Annotated in this window: 12 protein-coding genes and 1 tRNA gene; 5 read left to right on the forward strand and 8 right to left on the reverse strand. The window is 42.2% G+C overall.

Annotation, left to right across the window (positions count from 1 at the left end):
- Positions 1-77: 77 nt before the first annotated feature.
- Positions 78-2,315, reverse strand: coding sequence for a RelA/SpoT family protein (locus QM738_RS09235; protein ID WP_462276403.1), 2,238 nt, complete (start codon positions 2,313-2,315; stop codon positions 78-80).
- 618 nt (positions 2,316-2,933) lie between these two features.
- Between QM738_RS09235 and QM738_RS09240 the strand changes: the two genes are divergently transcribed.
- The 4 genes from QM738_RS09240 (at position 2,934) to QM738_RS09255 (ending at position 6,999) form a co-directional block, all read left to right on the forward strand.
- Positions 2,934-3,015, forward strand: a tRNA-Leu gene (locus tag QM738_RS09240).
- Positions 3,016-3,113: 98 nt separating this feature from the next.
- Positions 3,114-4,481, forward strand: coding sequence for a trigger factor (gene tig, locus QM738_RS09245; protein WP_462276404.1), 1,368 nt, complete (start codon positions 3,114-3,116; stop codon positions 4,479-4,481).
- A gap of 473 nt (positions 4,482-4,954) precedes the next feature.
- Positions 4,955-5,482: a hypothetical protein gene (locus QM738_RS09250; RefSeq protein WP_462276405.1), complete on the forward strand. Its 528-nt coding sequence runs from the start codon at positions 4,955-4,957 to the stop codon at positions 5,480-5,482.
- A gap of 137 nt (positions 5,483-5,619) precedes the next feature.
- Complete coding sequence (locus QM738_RS09255) at positions 5,620-6,999, forward strand: hypothetical protein (protein WP_462276406.1); 1,380 nt, start codon at positions 5,620-5,622, stop codon at positions 6,997-6,999.
- A gap of 51 nt (positions 7,000-7,050) precedes the next feature.
- Here the strand turns inward: QM738_RS09255 and QM738_RS09260 are convergent, their stop codons facing one another.
- Genes QM738_RS09260 through QM738_RS09280 form a run of 5 tightly spaced genes read right to left on the reverse strand, consistent with a single transcriptional unit; the run spans position 7,051 to position 17,132 of the window.
- Complete coding sequence (locus QM738_RS09260) at positions 7,051-9,456, reverse strand: CBS domain-containing protein (protein ID WP_462276407.1); 2,406 nt, start codon at positions 9,454-9,456, stop codon at positions 7,051-7,053.
- A gap of 4 nt (positions 9,457-9,460) precedes the next feature.
- Complete coding sequence (locus tag QM738_RS09265) at positions 9,461-13,081, reverse strand: BamA/TamA family outer membrane protein (protein ID WP_462276408.1); 3,621 nt, start codon at positions 13,079-13,081, stop codon at positions 9,461-9,463.
- Positions 13,081-13,911, reverse strand: coding sequence for an SdiA-regulated domain-containing protein (locus tag QM738_RS09270; RefSeq protein ID WP_462276409.1), 831 nt, complete (start codon positions 13,909-13,911; stop codon positions 13,081-13,083). The genes QM738_RS09265 and QM738_RS09270 overlap by 1 nt, the downstream gene beginning before the upstream one ends.
- Complete coding sequence (gene ppk1 / locus QM738_RS09275) at positions 13,901-15,928, reverse strand: polyphosphate kinase 1 (RefSeq protein ID WP_462276410.1); 2,028 nt, start codon at positions 15,926-15,928, stop codon at positions 13,901-13,903. Before ppk1 ends, QM738_RS09270 begins: the two co-directional genes overlap by 11 nt.
- 19 nt (positions 15,929-15,947) lie before the next feature.
- Positions 15,948-17,132, reverse strand: coding sequence for a Pycsar system effector family protein (locus QM738_RS09280; RefSeq protein ID WP_462276411.1), 1,185 nt, complete (start codon positions 17,130-17,132; stop codon positions 15,948-15,950).
- 288 nt (positions 17,133-17,420) lie between these two features.
- Here QM738_RS09280 and QM738_RS09285 point away from each other — a divergent pair, with 288 nt between their 5' ends.
- Positions 17,421-17,912: a glycine zipper family protein gene (locus QM738_RS09285; RefSeq protein ID WP_462276412.1), complete on the forward strand. Its 492-nt coding sequence runs from the start codon at positions 17,421-17,423 to the stop codon at positions 17,910-17,912.
- Positions 17,913-17,980: 68 nt separating this feature from the next.
- On the opposite strand, the gene QM738_RS09290 is transcribed toward QM738_RS09285, so the two are convergent.
- Positions 17,981-19,531: an Rne/Rng family ribonuclease gene (locus QM738_RS09290; protein WP_462276413.1), complete on the reverse strand. Its 1,551-nt coding sequence runs from the start codon at positions 19,529-19,531 to the stop codon at positions 17,981-17,983.
- A 284-nt stretch (positions 19,532-19,815) separates the two neighbouring features.
- The gene (locus QM738_RS09295; protein ID WP_462276414.1) at positions 19,816-20,667 is read right to left on the reverse strand and encodes a tetratricopeptide repeat protein; all 852 of its coding nucleotides are present in this window, start codon (positions 20,665-20,667) and stop codon (positions 19,816-19,818) included.
- Positions 20,668-20,686 lie beyond the last annotated feature (19 nt).

The raw sequence follows: 20,686 nt of genomic DNA on the forward strand, positions 1-20,686 counted from the left end.
TTTTTCGCCGGAATGGTTGTATTGAATGGTAAACCTAATGTTAATTCGAGCCGGGACGCTTTAAGCGGCCTGGATCGTTATTCAGTATCATACCTGTCCACCCTTTCAATACCCGGCAGGTCTGTAAGCCTTCTTACCAGCTCATCCAGTTCGTCTTTATCGTGTACAAATATTTTGATATTGCCTTTAAAGATCCCTTCGGCAGCTTCAATGGTCATAGCAGCAATATTGAATTTCATTTCGCCGCTGATCAGGTTGGTGATCTTGTGTATCACACCCACATCGTCCAGCCCGATGATCTTTAAACCGGTAAGGAAAGAGATCTCTTTATTCTTCGCCCATTTTGTTTTTACCACCCGGTGGCCGTAATTGGCCAGCAGCCTGGCGGCATTGGGGCAGTTGGTGCGGTGTATCTTTAAACCTTCACCGGTGGTTACAAAACCAAACACATCATCGCCGGGAATGGGTTTGCAGCAATTGGCCAGCGTGTATTGTATCTTATCGCTGCTTTCGCCAAAGATGATCAGCTCGGCATCCTTGTCTTTTTTACCGCTGTGCTTCGTTTCGGTTTCTGTTTTTTCTTCTTCTGGTTTTACAGCCGGTTTGGGAAAGAACAGCCTGTCGCCGGAAGCGGTGAAATCTTTCAATTCTTTCAGATCGATCTTTTTAATAGCGATCTCGTACAGCAGGTCCAGCGATGAATTGAGTTTGTAAAATGAAGCCAGCTCTTCCATATTGTGCTGCGTCATCATACCGCCGATGGCTTCCAGTTTTTTCTGCAGTATATGTTTGCCATCCTCGGCCACTTTTCTTTTTTCTTCTTTTAAAGTATCCTTGATCTTTGTTTTTGCTTTGGTGGTAACAACAAGATTCAACCATTCCTGGCTGGGCTTTTGCTTGGCGCTGGTAATAATTTCAATCTGGTCGCCACTGCGCAGCTTGGTACCAATGGGCACCAGTTTATGATTCACTTTGGCGCCAATACAACGGCTACCAACGGCCGTGTGTACACTAAAAGCAAAATCCAGTGCGGTGGCGCCTACAGGCAGCATACGTATCTCACCCTTGGGTGTGTATACATAAATTTCTTCGGCAAGAAAAGAGGTTTTAAAATCCTGTAAAAAATCCAGCGAGTTGGTATCCTGGTTGCCCAGCGCTTCCCTTATCTGGTGAAACCATTTATCAAAGCGGCTTTCATCATCCTTACCCTCTTTGTATTTCCAATGCGCCGCCAAACCTTTTTCAGCAATTTCGTTCATGCGCTTGGTGCGTATCTGCACTTCCACCCATTTACCCTGCGGGCCCATTACAGTAGTATGCAATGCTTCATATCCATTGCTTTTAGGATTGCTCAACCAGTCCCTTAATCTTTCCGGCGAAGGATTGTAGGCATCGGTAATGATGCTGTACACTTTCCAGCATTCTTCTTTTTCTTTTTCCAGGGAAGCGTTTACCAAAATACGAATGGCAAAAAGGTCATACACTTCTTCAAAGGATACGCCCTTCTTTTTCATCTTGGTCCAGATAGAGTGGATGCTTTTAGGCCTTCCGTATATCTCGAAATCAAAATGCGCTTTTTCCAGTTTTTCTTTTAATGGCCTTATAAAATCATTGATGTATTTGGTCCTTTCTCTTTTTGTATCGTTGAGTTTTTGGGCAATGTAGCGGTACGTATCCGGCTCCATGTATTTCATGGACAGGTCTTCCATCTCTGTTTTGATATTGTACAAGCCCATACGGTGGGCCAGCGGAGCATATACATATACCGTTTCGCTGCTGATCTTTAACTGCTTTTCCCGCTTCATGCTGTCCATGGTACGCATATTGTGCAGGCGGTCGGCCAGTTTTATCAGTATCACTCTCGGGTCATCGGTAAGGGTGAGCAGTATCTTTTTAAAATTCTCTGCCTGCTGCGAGGTATTGGTATCCATCACCGTGCTTATCTTGGTAAGCCCGTCCACTATCTTTGCTATCTCGGTGCCGAATTCCCTTTTGATATCATCGAGGGTGATGTCCGTATCTTCCACGGTATCGTGCAGCAAGGCGCAAATGGTGCTGCGTACGCCCAGGCCGATCTCTTCCACGCATATCTTGGCCACGGCCAGCGGATGCAGTATATAGGGTTCACCGCTTTTGCGCCGCATGGTTTTATGGGCTTCGGCAGCCATTTCAAATGCTATCCTTACCAGTTCTTTATCTCCCGGCTTAAGCTTGGGCTTTAAAACACGTAAAAGGCCCCGGTACTGGCGTAGTATCTCTTTTTTCTCTTCCTCCTCGGTGAGGTTGTATTTGGGTATGTCGATCGTTGTTTCCATATCAGTACTTACGAATTTAAGATTAAAAAGTGGTTTTTGGTGAAAAGGTACACCAGGAAGATTAAGGATTGAAACACAATGATTTTTAAACACTATGGAGGATTTTACCACATAGGCACATAGGGAACATAAATGTGCTAAAGCACAGTTTTAACTATGTGTACTATGTGCCTATGTGGTTCAATTGCACAAAAAATGAAAAATCATACTGAGCTGGTTTAACACCCGCTGCCTTTTTTTCTACCACATAGGCACGTAGAGGACATAGGAGTGCCAAAACACAGTTTTTATTACGTATCCTATGTGTCTATGTGGTTCAATTAAGTGAAAAGTAAAAAAATATACTGACCTGGTTTTAAACACCCGGCCCACCCATTTTTAGCATAATTTCCCTTTCCTGTTTTGCATAAATCCCTTACTTTTGCACCCCTTAACCGGGTGTGGTCCTGCCTAAGGCGGGAGCAGAAGCACCAGGTAAGAAAGAATATTTAATACTTGGATGTGGTCCCGCCTGGGGCGGGAGCAGACACACCAGCATTAATAAAGAGTATTAAATAACCGGATGTGGTCCTGCCTAAGGCGGGAGCAGAAGCACCAGGTAAAAAGAATATTTAATAACCGGATGTGGCGAAATTGGCAGACGCACCAGACTTAGGATCTGGCGGAGCAATCCATGTAGGTTCGACCCCTATCATCCGGACTTTTTTAAAGTTAACTGGTTAATTAGTTAATTGGTACTCAGGGAAGAAGGCTATAACTAATTAACTAATAAACAAATTAACCAATCAACATTTTTAAATGGCTACAGTAGTAAGAGAAAACATTGGTTTGTTGCACGACAAATTAACTGTTAAAGTAAGTAAAGACGATTATTTTCCCGCCTTTGATAAAAAGCTGAAAGAATACAGCAAAACCGCCAATATTCCCGGTTTCAGAAAAGGAATGGTGCCTGCAGGCATGATCAAAAAAATGTACGGCAGCTCTATTTTTACCGACGAGGTTTTAAGAACAGTGGAGAAGGAATTGTACAATTACCTGAATACTGAAAAGCCGGAAATTTTTGCGCAGCCACTACCTTTGACCAATGATGTAACAAAGCTGGACATCAACAATCCCGGCGATTATGAATTTGGTTTTGAAATGGGATTGAAACCTGATTATACCCTGGCCGATGTAAGCAAGGCAAAAGTTACCCTGCATAAAGTAGCGGCTACCGATGCCATGGTGGATGAAGAAATTACCCGTATGCAGATAAAGGGCGGTAAAATGACCGAACCTGAAACAGTGGATAACGAAGAAAATGTACTGAACATTTTATTTACCGAAGCCGATAAAGAAGGTACAGTAGTGGAAGGTGGTGTATCAAAAGAAAATTCGGTGATACTGAAATATTTTACCGCAGCGATACAGAAAAAATTCACCGGTAAAAAAGTAGGTGAAGTGGTAACCGCTCAATTGAGCAAAGCTTTTGATGATGATAAACTGGCAATGATGCTGCAGGACCTGGGCTTTGATGCAGCTGATAAGGATGCCGCCAAAAAATATTTCAATCTTGAAATTGTAAAAATTGGTTTGGTTGAAAAAAGAGAACTGGATGAAACTTTCTTTAAAGAGATTTATCCCGCAAAGGATATTAAAACAGCGGATGAATTAAAAGCTTCTATCAAAGAAGAGATACAGCAATACTGGGATGCACAAAGTAAGAATCAATTACAGGATCAATTGTATCATTACCTGATCGATGAAACAACCATGTCTTTTCCGGAAGATTTTTTAAAGCGCTGGTTACAGACCGGTGGCGAAAATCCTAAAACTGCCGAAGAAGCGGAAGCTGAATTTCCTGGTTTCAGCAACCAGTTAAAATGGACGCTGATCAGTGATAAACTGGTACAGGATAACAAACTGCAGGTTACCAATGAAGAATTGAGGGATAGTATGAAGGCAGAGATCATGCGTTATTTTGGTGCGGTGCAACTGGGCGACGATACCAGCTGGATAGAAAGCTATATCGACCGCATGATGAAAGACGAAAAGCAAGTGGATGCCAGCTACCGTCGTTTGATCACCGATAAATTATTCAACTTTATAGAAACACAGGTAAAGGCAAAAGAAAAAGAAGTGACCGGTGAAGAGTTGAATGGTATGATGCACAATCATCATCATTAATACAAATTGTTTAAGATAGTTAAGGCGGCAGTTGTAAAAGACTGCCGCTTTTTTGTTGCCGGGTCGGGACGCTCCCCGCGGCCTGAACCGTTTCGTTAGACGTGCGGCGTGAGTGGTGAGTCGTGAATTGAGGGTCGGGGCGCTTTAAGCGACCTGAACCGTTTGGTGAGTGGTGAAGCCAGCACTTCGCAAGCGGCTTGCATCCAATTTACGCCGGAGTAGCCTTACTATTGCCGCGGAGATGCTATCGGGATGGTGTAAAGTCAGCCTGAGGTAGCTATACTTCTGATGCGGATATATGGCAAGGTTAAAGCAGGTGTGTTACAGTATAGCTACAGTATAAGTGCTGTATCGCCCTGGCACAGTTATCGGCAAAACAACACGATTTATGCCTAAAACAACACAGTTGTAAAGTTTGACTTGCTGGAATAAAAAAAATTTTACTTCTTTGATATCGGGCATTAATTTCCTGGATGAAAAAAAATATCTTATCGATCTTATTTGTTTTTATAGGCACCGGTTTTTGTTCTGCACAAAAACAAAATACCTATTTAAAAATGCAGGGAGCAATTGAAATGCCATTGGGAAGTTTTGCCAGGAACTTTAAATCCGGCAATGGTCTGTATGTAACAGGCTATCGCTCCATTTCAAAAAAGGGCAGCCTGTTAGCCGGTCTTGGTTATGCTTACTGGAATAAAAAAGATACACTTCCGAAATCTCCAAAGGCTGAAATGATCCCTATCCAACTGGGATTCAATTATACTATTTATTCAAATTTTTACGTGGAAGCCAGGTCCGGACTGACGATATTAACGGGAGCGATTGCTAAAGGGACAGGTATTAATCTTGATATTGGCGCAGGTTATCTTGTAAAAATTTCAGAAGGCTTCAACATTGATCTGTCAGCAAAATTTTCTTATTTAAATGATCTGAACAGATCAAGTTATAGCTGGATCGGCATCGGTGCTGGTTGGAAAATAAAATTTAAGAAGAAATCATAAGCGAGCAGTTCACTTCAAATTCACCTACCACTATTTTCCTTTAACAAATTCTTAGCACTCCATTTATACAATAATTTTAACAGTGGTCGTTGTTTGGTTGTCTCCCTCCATTTTATAACCATCAAAACTGCCCTTTTATGCCAACACAACGTGTTTATGCAGCATTAGCGCTATGCGCTGCCATTTTATTTTCCTGCAATGAAAGAAAAACAGTTCCGGATACGGCAAGTACAGTTAGCCCGGAAAAAAACAGCGCTGCTATGGCTCCTGCTGTAGATGCGCTGCGTATCTTATCTTATAACGACCAGTTTATTGCGAACTGTGCACAGCATTTTGTAGTTGCTGCCAGCCGTGTGTCTGTTGTAACTGCAAAAGGAGGTTTAAAGGTCACGGTGAATCCTGCATCGCTGCAGTATGAAGATGGCAGCCCTGTTAATAGTGAGATCGCGATCAGCATTGTTGAACTGACCAACAGTGCCGACCTTTTCCGCAGCAATGCTGCCACTATGAGCAATGGCCGCTTGCTGGCTTCGGGCGGCAGTTATTTTATCGGTATGGAAAGTGGCAGTAAAAAGATACAGATCAAAAAAGGCGCTCACCTGCAGGTAGATTTTCCTAAACTGAAGGATAGTGATATGGAATTGTTTTATGGCAAAAGAGATGATGAAGGTAATATGAACTGGCTGCCGATGGAACAACCGTTGAGTTTTAGCCAGCATGTTGATCTGAGAATATACGAGCCCCCTTACCCGGACAGTGTGTTCAACAAAACCTATAAAAACAATAAATACCAGCTTTACAATTCTATAGAAAGCAAAGTGATATTTGATAACAAAACGATGAGCCTGAAAGAAATGGTGGCAACTTTGCAAAGCAGGGGTATTGATAAGATTATTGATACAATGACGATAGACCTGACAAAAACAGTCGGCTATAAAAGGAGTCCGTTTTATTTTAGAGAACATGACCGCTGGTATAAAATGTATCGCATGATATCGAGCACTGAACTGGCTAAAGAAAAAGATTCTGTATGCGAAGAAGAGAAAAGATTAGCCATTTACCGCGAAGCCAATCAAAAATATACCGAAGAATGGAACAGGGTGACAGAAGAAAATTCTTTGACCGGGCAGGTGCAACGTTATTATGCACCTTCATCCATCAACAGGCTGGGGTGGATCAACTGCGATCGTTTTTATGATAACCCTCAAAAAACAGAAGTGCCGCTGGAATTGCCCATCACACTGGATAAACCGGATATACAATATTTTATTATTTACAAATCATTCAATGGGCTGATGAATGGCAGCTTAGGCAAGAGCAGCGGCATGCGCTATATACTGCAGGGATTACCAGTGGGCCAGGAAGTGACGTTTGTTGCTTTTACAAAAAGTAACGGGCAGATCATGCAATGCAAGGAAGATTTTGTGATCGGTAAACAACAGTCCATAAAACCTGAGTTTAAAAATATTTCGGAAGATGAAATGAAAGCAATGTTTGGAAAGAATGTAAGGATATAAAATAAAAAAGTCCGTCAAGCCTCAGGCTTGACGGACTTTTTATTATTGTACTTAATTTAATTTTCCTTCTAATGCAGCAATGGTCTTTCTTTCTGCAACCGTTGTTTCGTGCAGCACCACGCTTACGCGGATGGCTTTTAAGCCCGATACACCCTGCAACTCTTCCAGCTCTAAAAATTCCACTTCTTTTTTCAATAGGTTTTTACTCTGCAGGTATTTAATGTATTCCAGGTATTCGTCCGCTTCTTTTTTATTGAAATATACCAATGCAATTTTACCGGGTTGTGTAAGCCTTTCGCCGGTAATTCTTACATGTACTTTATCAATACGTTTTTTAATGATCTGGTAACGGATATTGTAGGACCCTTCCACATCAAAGCGGCGTTCATCATTGCGGAAAGCAATATCAATGGCAGATGAACGGATAAAGATGAGTTGTGTTGTTTCCAGTTTCTTTTCCAGCTCGGGTTGCAATGCCTGCGTAATGCGTGCTATGGCCACCATCGAATTCAGTTGCCACAAACGGATGTTTTTTAAATACAAATTATTGAAAGGCTTTTGCGGTGTTATTGATTGCCCGATATAAATATCGTACTCAATACCATCCGTACGGAATTTTTCGAAATAGCAGGGATAAGATAACTGCACTTCATCCCTGAATAATTCCAGGTATTGATTGATGGCCGCATTGATGGTTTGCATGGATTTTTCCAGCACCCTGCGGTTATGATGCACTATGCCGTTCTCTTCATTAACGGATTGATAGTATTGCGTGATAACAGGCTCTACCAATGGATTATTGTTCTTAAAATAATCCAGGAAAGGATTGATCTCTTCATCCAGGAACTCCGTGATCTTTAAATTATCCTCGTTGATATTTTTTGTTTCAATGGCTTTTAACCAGGTATTGCATTTAAATATCAGCTCATCGGCCAACGTGATATTCACCTGCTTTTTTATTTCTTTTAAAGTGGTGATGATGAGTTTGAACTGAACGATAAGATCGGCAGATTGGGCGTTGTTCCTTTCTACTGTGGAGTTGCGGATATCAACGGCGCCGTATAAAGGATACACTTCTTTAAAGATGATCTTTTCATCTGTCTTCTTTTTACCGCTGTCTTCATTGCTGTCGTAATAACTCAATGCAATATCCCTGAACTTCCATTCCACAGCAGGTTGCAGCGAAGTGAATTTTTCCTTGATGATGTTTTCAATATTCCTGCTGAATTCATCGATATGGTGCTGGAACAATTGTGATAATAAAGGCAATGCAGGTTCCAGCTTGGTGAGCGTGGTTGCAGTAAGCAGGTTTTCTTTTTTAGAAAATATTTCTACCACACCTGCCAAATGGGTGCCGGAATACACCGGGAACAATGCGTAGGATACAATGCCATTCTGGTAAAGATAACTCAGGTATTTATGTTCTTTATTATCGGTATTGATATTGCTGTACAGTATCACTCTAGGGTTTTCAAGATAGGCCTCAGTGCGCTGGTAAAAATCATCCTGCTGATCCATAGTGCCAAACACTCTTACCATCATATTATGCGTTCTGTTCTCACGGGTGATCACCAGCTTATTGTTAAGTTTAAAAACAGGCAGTAAGCCAAATTCAATATCATTGCTGCCCACGATGGTTTTAAGCGAACTCACCACGCCTTTGTAATAATCGCCTTCATCTCCGGGGTGCCGGTTAATAATAGCGCTTTTAATATTTTCGATGGCCTGCATGGATGTAATATCTTTTGCAGTGATGATGGAGAAGCCGGAAAATTTGAGTGAGGTCAATGGTAATCGTGCAGCTAAATTACTCCAGTCAAAATCTGCATTCTCCATTTCTGCGGCCAGTTCAAACAGGTTCAGTTCGGGCAATTCTTCTTTGGCCGTTACTTCCACAAACCTTGTATCAATATTTATTTTGAAGAAGTTCATGAGCCCGGTCGTTTCATCTTCTACTGAATACGATAATTCATTTTTATGCAATGCAGGAAAACGATACAGTTTTTCCAATACCAGCGAGCACAACAATTGGATCTTCATTTTGTCGTGCATATCATTGTCCGCATTGTTCAGTATCTGGCATTTTACGGCGCCGGTATCCATATTGGTGAGCAGATCGTAAAAGGCGTTGGTGCCAAAAAATATATGCGGCTTTAAGGGCACGCTTAATCCCCACAGCTGCTGTGCTTCATCAGTAATTACAGGTACCAGTAAATTGTAAATGAGGTACAGCGCTTCTTTGTGCTTTTCTGTTTCATCGAGGCTGATATCTCCGGTGGCATTCTTATCTGCATGTAATTTGGATAAAACGTATTCAAAGAATTCTCTTTTAATGCCATCTTCTTCCTGTATGCGTTGTTGCAGGTGTTTAATAAAACCATTGAAGGAAATACTTACATCAAGATTGTCTGCTGCAGTTTTCCTGCCATTGGTTATGTCAAGTAATGTTGTCTTCATAAAATTAAAATCTAAATCCGAGTGAAAAATAAGGGTACCAGCCTTCCGGTGAGTGCCCCATTACCAATTGCAATACCGCTATTTGTGCAGGCGCAAAATAGATGCCACCTCCTACACCCTGGTGTATCTTTTTACTGTCGTGCCCATCGGCCCACACTTTTCCTGCATCATAAAAACCTACCAAACCCAATTGACCGGGCAGTATATAACTGCCTGCCTGTGCCAGCTTGATGCGCAACTCTGCATTGTTATAAAGCATCTGATCACCGGCAAAGCGGTATTGCCTGTAACCATATAAATTCTCGTGCCCGCCCAGGAACTGCGCCTGGTAAAAAGTGGTTTTGCCAAATGTGATACCGGCGCCTGTTCGGTTGGCGAATACAATATTTCCTTTGCGGCTCAGTTTTTTGTAAAAGGCAAATTCAGGAATTACCTGTACGAAGTTTTTTGAGTGGTCATTCACGCCTGCATAAGCCTGTGTTTTTAACGACAGGTAACTGCCACGTACCGGCATTATCTTATTGGCCCTGTTATCTCTTACAAAGTTAACAACAATTCCGGCAAATGCCTTATCACTGGCGATGGTGCTGCTGTCGTAAGAGCCGATCAACGAACTGTTGGTGATAAACCTGCCCGTATTATCATCAGTATCAAAGTGATAGTACTGGAAGGAGGGACCAAATGATAAAGTATTCTTTTTATCAAACCTTTTGCGCAGCAAGGCATCGGCCTGGTAAATAGAGAACCTGGCCCTGTAATATTTGATAGGTGTAGCGCTTTTGTTATAAACGGTGTTGTTGCCGATGCCGAAAAAGTTTTGTGTATTATCCGGCGCCAGCAATTTTACATTGGTAATGATGTCAGTTTTACCAATAGCATTCAACCATTCGCTGTGGAAATTTATCTTGTATGCCTTTGAGGAAAATGCATGGGTGAATGATATGATCTGCATACTTGCATAAGGCTTCTTTCTGAAACCCTGGTTGATGAATTTTACAGAAGCACCCAGCATCGGGCCATCATCTAAATTATAACCCACATTCAACATAGGTATGATCTTGTTGTACGAATTGGTGGGCATATAAGCGGTATTGGCGGGATCATCTGATAAATGCTGTTTCAGTTTACCACCAGTATTATTGATGCTTACACCATTTGTCTTGCCATATAATTGCAGTTTGCGGCTGCTGTTGATGATACTGTATTTTTTTGCGCCTTCTGTTCCAATGATCCTGAGTTTGATCGATGCATGGTTGTTCACGATCACGCTATCATCTCCTTCGTGTACATATAACCGTATCTCTTTTGTAATGGATGGATCGAATACCCTCCTGTACAATTGTTCTTTTATTTTGCCATCCTTGTTTATTTTACGGATCACAATTTCCAATCCTTTATTGGGGGCATCCGTAATGGTTATCATTTCATTTTTATCAGTAGTTTGTATATCCACGATCTTATTGATGAAGTGATAATATTTGCTCATGGCAGCAGGAATATTACTCCTTCTTTGCTTCAATTGCTGCAGGATCTTTGCAGTGCTGTTAGGGCCGTTGACCGGGGGCAGTTTTGCGATGGCTTTTTCTAAAACATCATCTGTTATTTTTGATACAAACTCATTGGTCACCGCCATCCATTGTTCGTAGCTGAACTGGTTGAGCAGGCGCCTGCTCATAGAATCACTTTCGGTAAAGAAGGCATTCACCTGTTTGATCTTTCCATCAAAATCGTGCAGCAGCGGCAATACCCATGGCCGGTTGATAAAAGAAGGCAATACGCCATCCATAATATGATATACCTGGTCGCGGTCGCGGGGAACGGCCAGGTATTTTTTACCCTTGCCATCTTTTTCATAGGCCCAGCGCCATTGGTCTTCATGGCGGTCCCAGTCGCCCAATAAAAGATCCAGCAATTTTGCTTTCAGCAATAAAGTACTGTCGAGGCTGTTGTCATTATCCTTTAACAACTCTTTGTACATTTTTGGCGAATTGTCCGATTTTCCTAATGGTTCCCGTTCTTCCAGCAAACAAACGGTATTCATAAAATCTTTCTGGTAAATGCCCAGTTGTTTATCAGGTGCTACCAATCCAATTATGGGATTACTGTGTGGTACACCCGCAGCATCTGCCAATACCGGCACTGTTAAAGCTGAGTAGGGGTGCTGTGCGCTCATGGCATCGGTAATGATATCTTTTGCAAATGTTTCCCGCAATGCTTCGGGTAATAATACCTCGGGATATTTGTTCACGCTTCTCAATACCCATTCTTTACCGGTACTGTCCTGCAGGCGCAGCGACATGGACTGGTGACCACCGCCCCTTTGCAAAGGCGTAAGACCACCTTTAATGGTAGATAATTTTATGACAGGCAGTTTTACTTTGGCAGCCCATTCCTTACGGTAATTATTACCGAACATCCAGCGGTGTAAACCACTTACTTTATCGTACGAAGCGTTTGCCTGCACCAGTGCGCTGTCGTTATTACTTGCCGCAGCTGCATTGTATAATGAATCTTCTATTTGTTTTACGCTGGTGTAAGGTTGCAGGTAACTAAAGCCTGCATCAATATTACCTGTTGATCCTATTACGTAATAAGTAAATCTTAACTGGTTGCCTGCAAGCAGGTCGGCCACTACATAGCCGCTGTTCTTTTCGGCAAACAATGCATTCTTTCCTTTCTTTACAAAAGCATTCTTTGCGCCGGCGCCGCTCACCACCTGTGTTTGATCGGATTTGATGAATTGCAAACCATGTTCATGGCCCGCTACATGCACCAGGTTAGGGAAGCCTGCAAATACATCATCGATCTCTTTGATCATGTCTTTGTACAACGGGTGCTTTTTATCTTCCGGGTTCACCAGTGTGCTTCTTAATAAGGGATACAGAGAACCGATAACTGGTAAAGGAATGTATAGATTTTTATTGATGGCCGTTAATGGGAACAGGTGATCGGCAAATGAAAAATAACCGCCATGATGCCCGTAACTCTGGAAAGGATGATGCGCTGCCAGTAAAATTATTTTGTAACGGTTCTTGTATAATAACTCCGCTAATTTATCGGTGAATTCTTTCCGGGTATCACACTCGCAATCTGCAGCAGGATTTTTTTTATTGTGCTGGAAGAGCCACCACTCACTATCAAATGCAATAATGGTAATGCTGTCGCCTACGCTAATTTCAGTTGGGCCCACACAACCATTTTCGGGGGCCATTTTCAGCATGGGATCGTGCTGCGCTTTGATGAAATTATTTTGTGCAATGATCTTTTCGAGGCCATGTACGCCCATCCTGTCCCAATCGTGGTTGCCAGGGGTAAAATACACCATGGCGCCTTTGCTACGCATGGGGGCAAATTGCGAGCGGAGTATCTGTTGTGTTGCCGCTTCATCGCTGCTGCCGGGCAGGCCCATGCCCTGCGGATAAATATTATCACCCAGGTACATTACGGTTGTTTTGCCGGCGATTATTTTTGATGCAGCATCATCGATCAGTTTTTGCTGGTGTGGATTTTTTTCTCCGGCATCACCAATAAAAATAATACGGCTGCGCACAGAATCTGTTTGTGCGGAAAGTTGCTGTGTTAAAAGCGCAGTAAAAAATAGCAGGTATAGTTTTTTCAGCGGCATTATTTTTTGTTATAGTTAAATTTCAATATTGTTCCTTCTATCGTTTCTCCTTTTTCATTGCTTATATAAAGATTTCCCTGTTTGTCGAATGCAATGCCTTCCGGTTGATCGAAAAGCAAACCATCCAGGGGATACACATTTTTTATGTTCCAGTTATTATCTGCAGTTACCAGTAATTTATTTACAGAAGAAAGTATATACCATTCGTGCGTTAATGGGTTTTTTGTCAAAGCAGAAGGGTGGAACTTTATTTTTTTATCGCCGGTAAGTTCTTCTATTGGTTTTACATCAATAGTAAAATTGCCTGCTGCTGTAATAGTTCCTGCTGTTAATTTTAAAACATACACATTGGTTTGTTTGCCGCAGTTTTTACATAAAACATAGATATTACTGCTGTCATCTGCATACAAACCTTCATATTCTCCTTCCGGCACCAACCCTTTCCATTCCTGTACACTGTCGGTTTCCTTATTGGATGTTTCACTTAAAGGAAAAGAAAATAAAGTGCCATCGCTGCGTAACATTATCACGGTATTATCACTGATGGCCAGATCTTCATAATCTCCTCTTTTGCCAAATTTTGTGCTGCTGATATTTTTATCGCCCAACTTAAAATGAAAGAGCTTGCCTTCTTCATCCTGTTCGGCATATATAGTATCGTTACTTCCCTTGCTGAAAGTGATACCTGAAATTTCGTCCAGCACTATTGGCATGGCAAATTTTTCCGGTTTCGTAAGGTCATAACCTTCCGGGCTTTTGTATTGACCACTGTTGTTATTGCAGGAAACGCAATACATAACAATTGCCAGGAAAAAGAGTTTAATTTTCATGATTGTTTTTTTGCAGCAGCTTATATATCTCCAGCTGCGAACGTATGATAGTACCGGTTGCCGGCTGCCGTACATTTTTAAGATGCTCATCAATCATCACAGCCGCAGCATTATCATTCAACTGCAGGTTGATGATCTCCCTGACCTGTTGCTGCAATTGCTTATTGTACAACGGGAAACATACTTCTATGCGCCTGTAGATATTCCTGTTCATCCAGTCGGAGGAGCCTAAAAAATATAATTCCGAACCACCATTGGTAAAAATGAATATCCTGCCATGTTCCAAATACCTGTCCACAATGCGTTTAACTGTAATATTGTCACTCATGTTTTGCATGCCCGGTACTATGCGGCAAATACTCCGTACCACCAGGTTGATCTTTACACCGGCATTGCTTGCTTCGTATAATTTATTGATCAGCACTTCTTCTTCCAGGTTGTTCAGCTTGATGGTAATGCCGGCCGGCAATCCTTTTTGCGCATTGCTGATCTCGTTATCGATCAACGAAAGGAATTTTTTCTGCAGGTTGAATTGTGCTACCAGTAAGTGTTCAAATTTTATCTTATTGGTATCATCAGTTTTTTTACGCTGGCTTAAAAAAATGAACAGCAGTTCCAGCTCCCGCAACATAGCGCCGTTAGCCGTCAATAAAATATGATCGGTGTAAAATTTTGCAGTGCTCTCATTCAGGTTGCCGGTGGCCAGCAAACCAATATACTGCATGCGTTCCTGGTCTTTCTTTTTTACCAATGCAACTTTTGCATGCACTTTTAATTTAGGTATGCTGTAAATGATCTTTACACCTGCGGCCTTCATCACTTTGGCCCATTTTATATTATTGGCTTCGTCGAACCTTGCTTTTAATTCCACAAAGGCCGTCACTTTTTTACCATTCTTTGCGGCGCTTATCAAAGCATGCACAATGCGGGAATCATTGGCCACACGATACATGGTGGTATAAATTTCTTCCACGTTTTCGTTAATAGCTGCCTCGTTAAAAAAACGCAGCACTGTATCGTACGACTGGTAAGGCGGGTGTACCAGTATATCCTTTTGCTGTATAGCAGCTAATAATGAAGGCGCTGCGATCTTAATATTGACAGGCGGTTGTTTGGTATACAGTAATGCAGGTGTGCTTAACGGAAAAGCGGAAAGGTCTTTCAGGTTGTGATAAAAACCACCCTGCACAATGCCTGCACCCGATAATTTGAACTGCTGAATAATAGCAGCTAAAATAGCTTCGGGCATATCGGGCTGGTAAAGAAATCTTGTAGCCAGACCATAATCCCTGCGGCTGATCTGTGTTTCTATTTTTTCTGCAATATCTCCTTCAAATTCATCCTGCAGGTCCAGTTCTGCATCCCGTGTGACCTTGATGCTATAAGCCCCGGTAATTTCACCACCGGGAAAAATAAACGAAAGATTGTTCTTGATAATATCGTCAATGAAAACGATATAGGTCTTTTCTGCTGCGGTAATGGTAAAGAACCTGGATACCTGCGCAGAAGGAATATTTACAATGCGGATACCGGCCTTGCCTGCTTTATTAAAAGCAACGGCGATGTACAGTTTATTGTTTTCCGGAAAGAAAGAACTGTCTTTTTCAAGATCAATGATCTCGGTATAAGCAGCCAGTACATTGTAAAAATATTCATCAGTAGCTGCTTTGATGGCGGTGGGAACAGGTTCGTTGTATACCAGGCAGATATTGTTTTCTTTAAGCGCAGGAATGATCTGCTGCCGCAAAGTACTGCCAAAAAAATCCAGTTGTTTGCTGATGAGCGTACTGGCTTCGCTATAATAACTCTGTTGATCGTTGCCGGGTATCTTTATTTCGTGCAATGCCATTAAAACAGGCATGCGTACACGATAAAATTCATCCAGGTTGGAAGAATAGATACCGAGGAACCTGATCCGTTCTATCAATGGCACGCTGCTGTCGGCGGCTTCTTCCAAAACCCTTTCATTAAAATAAAGCCAGCTTATATCCCTGTCGAAATACCTGTATTCTGCCATGTGATCCTTTTCAAAAAAATTAGCGTGACATCATTACCGCAACGATATAACTCAATATGGAAAGCGTTAACCCCACCATAAAAATGTTATAGGCTTTTCTCAGCAACTGGTATTTTTTACCCAGCACCACTCCCTGCGAGTATACATCCCTGATCAATGTACCGTATAAAAAATCCTTATCCTTCATTACCTTCAGCATGCCACTGCTGTAATCATCCAGGCTCATTTTATAAAAGTTGCCAAAGAAAAGCAGGTTGGTCCTTTTTTTATCAATGTCTTCTGCACTGAACACACCATTGGGCAGCGATGGTCTTGTAGCCAGTATGCACACAATGATGGTAACCACGCTTACAATGAGTAAAAAGAAGGTTGGATAGGTAAAATAATTTGTCTCATCCAGCCTGCGCAATACCAAGCTGATAATGGCCGACAATATGATCGAGTTCACCGTGATCAATATATGCGCCTTATTATCGGCCATATCACTCAGCCGCTGGTTGTTGGATGATGTGATGCGGAACATCGTTTCAATACCGCGGCTGGGCTCCTTGCTCTTTTCTTTTACAGACGTTTCAGCAGGGATAATATTTTCTGTATTCATTTTTGTTTCCTGTTTTTTTAAAAGTTTATCCAGGTTCTGTTGTTTTTTATCGTTCAAAAGCAACTGACAATAATCAGTAAAATAATGGTGCTGCTGCATCAGCTGAATGGTGCCGGTGCGCCATTCACCTTTATCAAGATCCTTGTGCAGCACGGCTTCCATTTCCTTGCGCATCAGTTTATTGCGCTCACTGAAATCATCTGTGCCCAGGTGAAACATATCGGCATCGCAAATGATCATCTCCAGTAAATTATTCGCCACCTGTGGAATTTTTGTAGCAAGTATGCAATTCCCCACGGCACTAATGATATCATCCGGTGCATTATTTTCTGCTAAAAAGGTACGGGCCAGCTCTGCACCCTTTTCTTCGTGCTGCTGGCGAATGCCTTTGCAATAGGCGATATCATGGAACCATGCTGCTGTTACCACCACAAAAAAATCTCTTTCATTCAACTGGTAATGATCACCGATCTGCCTGGCTGCAGCCACCACCATTTTGGTATGCTCCATGTTGTGATAATGCAATACGCCGCTGTTATCGCTGTTGGCCAGTTGCTTTACATACAATTCCACCTTGCCGGTCAGTTCATTAAAATTCATCATTGTAAAGTTATTTTTAGAGGTCAGTATCCTGCTCCCGGTTTAAACTGCTGATCCGTTGGTGAACGGGGGAACAGGTTTGAAAATATCATCTAAGGTATTAAACAATTGCCTGCTTTACAATTTGTACCAACCAACGTTAACCCTTGAAATGCTGCTGCATATATAAAAATACTGCCTCCGTATGACAATACTGTTATATATAAAAAAAATACTTTGGCATGGTTTTTTACAAGTGTGTCTGTGAGCGTGAAGATCTGCTCGACTCTTTTAAAACTAAAATTTAAGTTTATGAAAAAAGCACTTTTAATGGCAGCATTTATTACAGCAATGGCTGCCTGTAAAAACAAATCCGCAACAGATGATAAAAGAGATATGGTGATGACCGATACCACCGGACTTTATCAGAACAATGCCAGCACCGATATAGGTAAAGATGTGGTGGCAGTGGGTGTAAAACAAAAAACTGCCGTGATACGCAATTATAACGCAGCAAATACGGCCAATAATAATTCCAATACAGGTACAGGTGGTGGTGGTAATAATGCTGCTGCAGCTCCTGTAAAGCAGGATAAAGGCTGGAGTGATGCTGCAAAAGGTACCGCGATTGGTGCAGGTTCCGGGGCTATATTAGGTGCTGTGGTAAGTAAAGATAAAGCCAAGGGCGCTGTGATAGGTGCAGTGTTGGGCGCAGGTACCGGTTATGCGATCGGCAGATCAAGAGATAAAAAAAGCGGCCGTGTGGCAAGGCAAAAAGCGAGGAGGCAGGCTGCAAAACAATAGTTTTTGAAACCATTTGTAAAATAAAAATCCCTGGTAATTAGCCAGGGATCTTTTTTTAATTATTTGTGTCAGAGTTTTATCTCTTCATCGCTGTCATCAAAAAAATGGAATTCAGTTAAATGATAGTTGGTGTTCTCTTTCAGTTTGATCTTTTGTTTGAACTTGCGTTTCCATTTACCCAGTTTGGAGGTAAAGAAACCTTTGGTAAGATAAGCGTACAAAATAGGATGTACTTCCACTGTTAAACCTTTATGCTTTTGCATGATGAGGTAATTCAGGTTCTTTTCTATTTCGTCTTCAAGAATTAAAGTAGAAGATATTTTTCCGGTGCCTTCGCAACTTGGGCAGATCTCGGTGGTGTTGATCGTCATCTCCGGCTTCATGCGCTGGCGGGTGATCTGCATCAAACCAAATTTACTGATCGGCAATACGGCATGCTTGGCCCTGTCGGTACGCATCAGTTGCTCCATGGCATCGGCCAGCTTCTTCTTGTTCTCCATCAGCTTCATATCAATGAAGTCTACCACGATGATGCCACCAAGATCCCTTAACCTCAATTGCCTTGCTATTTCTTCTGCTGCTTCCAGGTTTGTTTCCAGTGCGTTCTGCTCCTGGTTATTGCTTACGCTTTTATAACCGCTGTTCACATCTATCACATGCAATGCTTCGGTGTGTTCAACAATTAAATAAGCGCCGCTGGGCAGGTTCACAGTTTTACCAAAAGCAGCTTTTACCTGCTTGGTAATACCAAAACTATCGAAGATAGGAGAGCCGTTATTGTAATAAGAAACGATATCTGTTTTATCGGGCGCTATACGCTGGATATAAGTTTTTGTATCACTGAAGATATTCTTGTCATTCACCACGATCTTATTGAAATCTTCATTCAGCAGGTCACGCAGTATACTGGTGGTCTTGCCCAGTTCATTCAATATCCTTGCAGGAGGTGTGGCGCCTTTCAGGTTATTCTGAATGGTCTTCCAGGTAGCGATCAGGCTCAGCAGGTCTTCGTGCAGTTCGGCAGTATGCTTGCCTTCTGCAGCAGTACGTACTATCACACCCAGGTTCTTGGGTTTGATCGCTTCTATGATCTTCTGTAAACGTTTCCTTTCGTCGGAAGAATGAATTTTGCGGGATACTGCCACAATATCATTAAAAGGAGTAACCACCACAAAGCGGCCGGGCAGCGATAATTCGCAGCTGAGGCGCGGGCCTTTGGCAGCAATAGGTTCCTTTAATATCTGTACCAGTATATTGGGGCGTCCGCTGAGTATCTCGGTGATCTTGCCGGTCTTAACGATCTCGGGCTCCACCTTGAATTTGCCAAAATCAAAACCGCCTTCGGTCTTGTCGTTAATGGCTTCGTTGGTGAATTTTAATATCGAACGTACATAGGGGCTAAGGTCGGTATAATGTAAAAAGGCATCTTTTTCAAAACCCACATCTACAAAAGCCGCATTTAAACCGGGGATCAATTTTTTTACTTTTCCAAGATAAAGGTCCCCCACACCAAAACTGGCGTCAGCTTTTTCGCTATGCAGCTCCACCAGTCTTTTGTCTTCAAGCAGGGCAATCTCAACACCCTGCGGTGCAGCATTTATAATAAGTTCCTTGGTCAAGCGTAAAATTTTATAAGACCATACATCGTGGAAAGCAAACATACCTGCATGCACCGGTATCGCTGTTATATTCAGCGTTTACTGCAGTGCATACAGATAAATGTGCCGGGATGAGGATTCCCGGCATCTTAAGAAAAGCTACTTATCTTTTCTTATGACGGTTCTTTCTTAAACGTTTTTTACGCTTGTGAGTTGCAATTTTATGACGTTTTCTCTTTTTACCACAAGGCATAACTAGTCTTTTTTATGTTTTAAAATAATATTTTTCAGGTCTTCTTTGCGTTTTATTGCAGCATCTTTATCCGCTGGTCTATCTCTTTGCTATGCTCCGGGTTATTGGTCAATCCTTTTAAAGCCTGGTACCATTTAATGGCGGAGGCTTTATCTCCCTTTGCTGCGTAGCTGTCGGCTAAAAATGCCACGGCTTCCACATTCTTCGGCTCGGCCTTTATCACTTTTGTTAAACGGTCAATAGCTTTATCATATTGCCCCGAAACAAAACCACCTACTCCCAGCACCAGTTGTGCTTTCATATTGGTGGAGTCTTTTCTTACCACGGCCAGCAACTGCTGTATGCCGGTCATGGTTTCCTGCGGGTTACCGCCACGGCCCTTACCATATATATAACAACTGCCCAAACCAATTTTCAGATCATCGTTGTCCGGGTTCAGCTTAATAGCCTGTTCAAATAACCCGATCGCTTCTGTGGCTTTCCAGTTCAGTTTAGCCTCGTCCTGCTCACCTCTCAGATCGTCCAAAATTAATTGGGCAGCAAAGGTGAGGTTTTTTTCTGAATTCTCCAACTTAGCAGCCTTTGATAAATAATAAATGTAGGGTTCAAACGCATGGGCGCTGTCCTTCCAGAAGTCTGCCAGCTGTTTACTGGCCTCTATCTGCTGGTGCAGCACGTCGCCGCGTTTTACGCTGTTCTCCAGTTTATCCAGCGTAACTATCTGCCCGGCAGTGAGTTGCTGTTTTGCCTGGGCAATAAAACCATCTATATTAAAGGAAGGAACCTGCGCTGCCGGCATGGCTTTAGGAGCAGCCGGTTTTTTTTCTGCCGTGGTACGTCCAAAAAAGAACAATGCCGCTACCAGGGTCAAACCTGTTGCAGCAAGTAATAATTGTTTATTCACCGTAAAAATTTAGAAGGCA

Source organism: Ferruginibacter sp., assembly GCF_049840995.1.
GTDB lineage: Bacteria > Bacteroidota > Bacteroidia > Chitinophagales > Chitinophagaceae > Ferruginibacter.

Excerpts from the sequence above, each read along its gene's own strand:
- QM738_RS09285 (WP_462276412.1), top strand. The coding sequence starts at position 17,421 with ATGAAAAAAGCACTTTTAATGGCAGCATTTATTACAGCAATGGCTGCC.
- QM738_RS09235 (WP_462276403.1), bottom strand. The coding sequence starts at position 2,315 with ATGGAAACAACGATCGACATACCCAAATACAACCTCACCGAGGAGGAA.
- QM738_RS09265 (WP_462276408.1), bottom strand. The coding sequence starts at position 13,081 with ATGCCGCTGAAAAAACTATACCTGCTATTTTTTACTGCGCTTTTAACA.
- QM738_RS09270 (WP_462276409.1), bottom strand. The coding sequence starts at position 13,911 with ATGAAAATTAAACTCTTTTTCCTGGCAATTGTTATGTATTGCGTTTCC.
- QM738_RS09280 (WP_462276411.1), bottom strand. The coding sequence starts at position 17,132 with ATGATGAATTTTAATGAACTGACCGGCAAGGTGGAATTGTATGTAAAG.
- tig (WP_462276404.1), top strand. The coding sequence starts at position 3,114 with ATGGCTACAGTAGTAAGAGAAAACATTGGTTTGTTGCACGACAAATTA.
- ppk1 (WP_462276410.1), bottom strand. The coding sequence starts at position 15,928 with ATGGCAGAATACAGGTATTTCGACAGGGATATAAGCTGGCTTTATTTT.
- QM738_RS09255 (WP_462276406.1), top strand. The coding sequence starts at position 5,620 with ATGCCAACACAACGTGTTTATGCAGCATTAGCGCTATGCGCTGCCATT.
- QM738_RS09250 (WP_462276405.1), top strand. The coding sequence starts at position 4,955 with ATGAAAAAAAATATCTTATCGATCTTATTTGTTTTTATAGGCACCGGT.
- QM738_RS09260 (WP_462276407.1), bottom strand. The coding sequence starts at position 9,456 with ATGAAGACAACATTACTTGACATAACCAATGGCAGGAAAACTGCAGCA.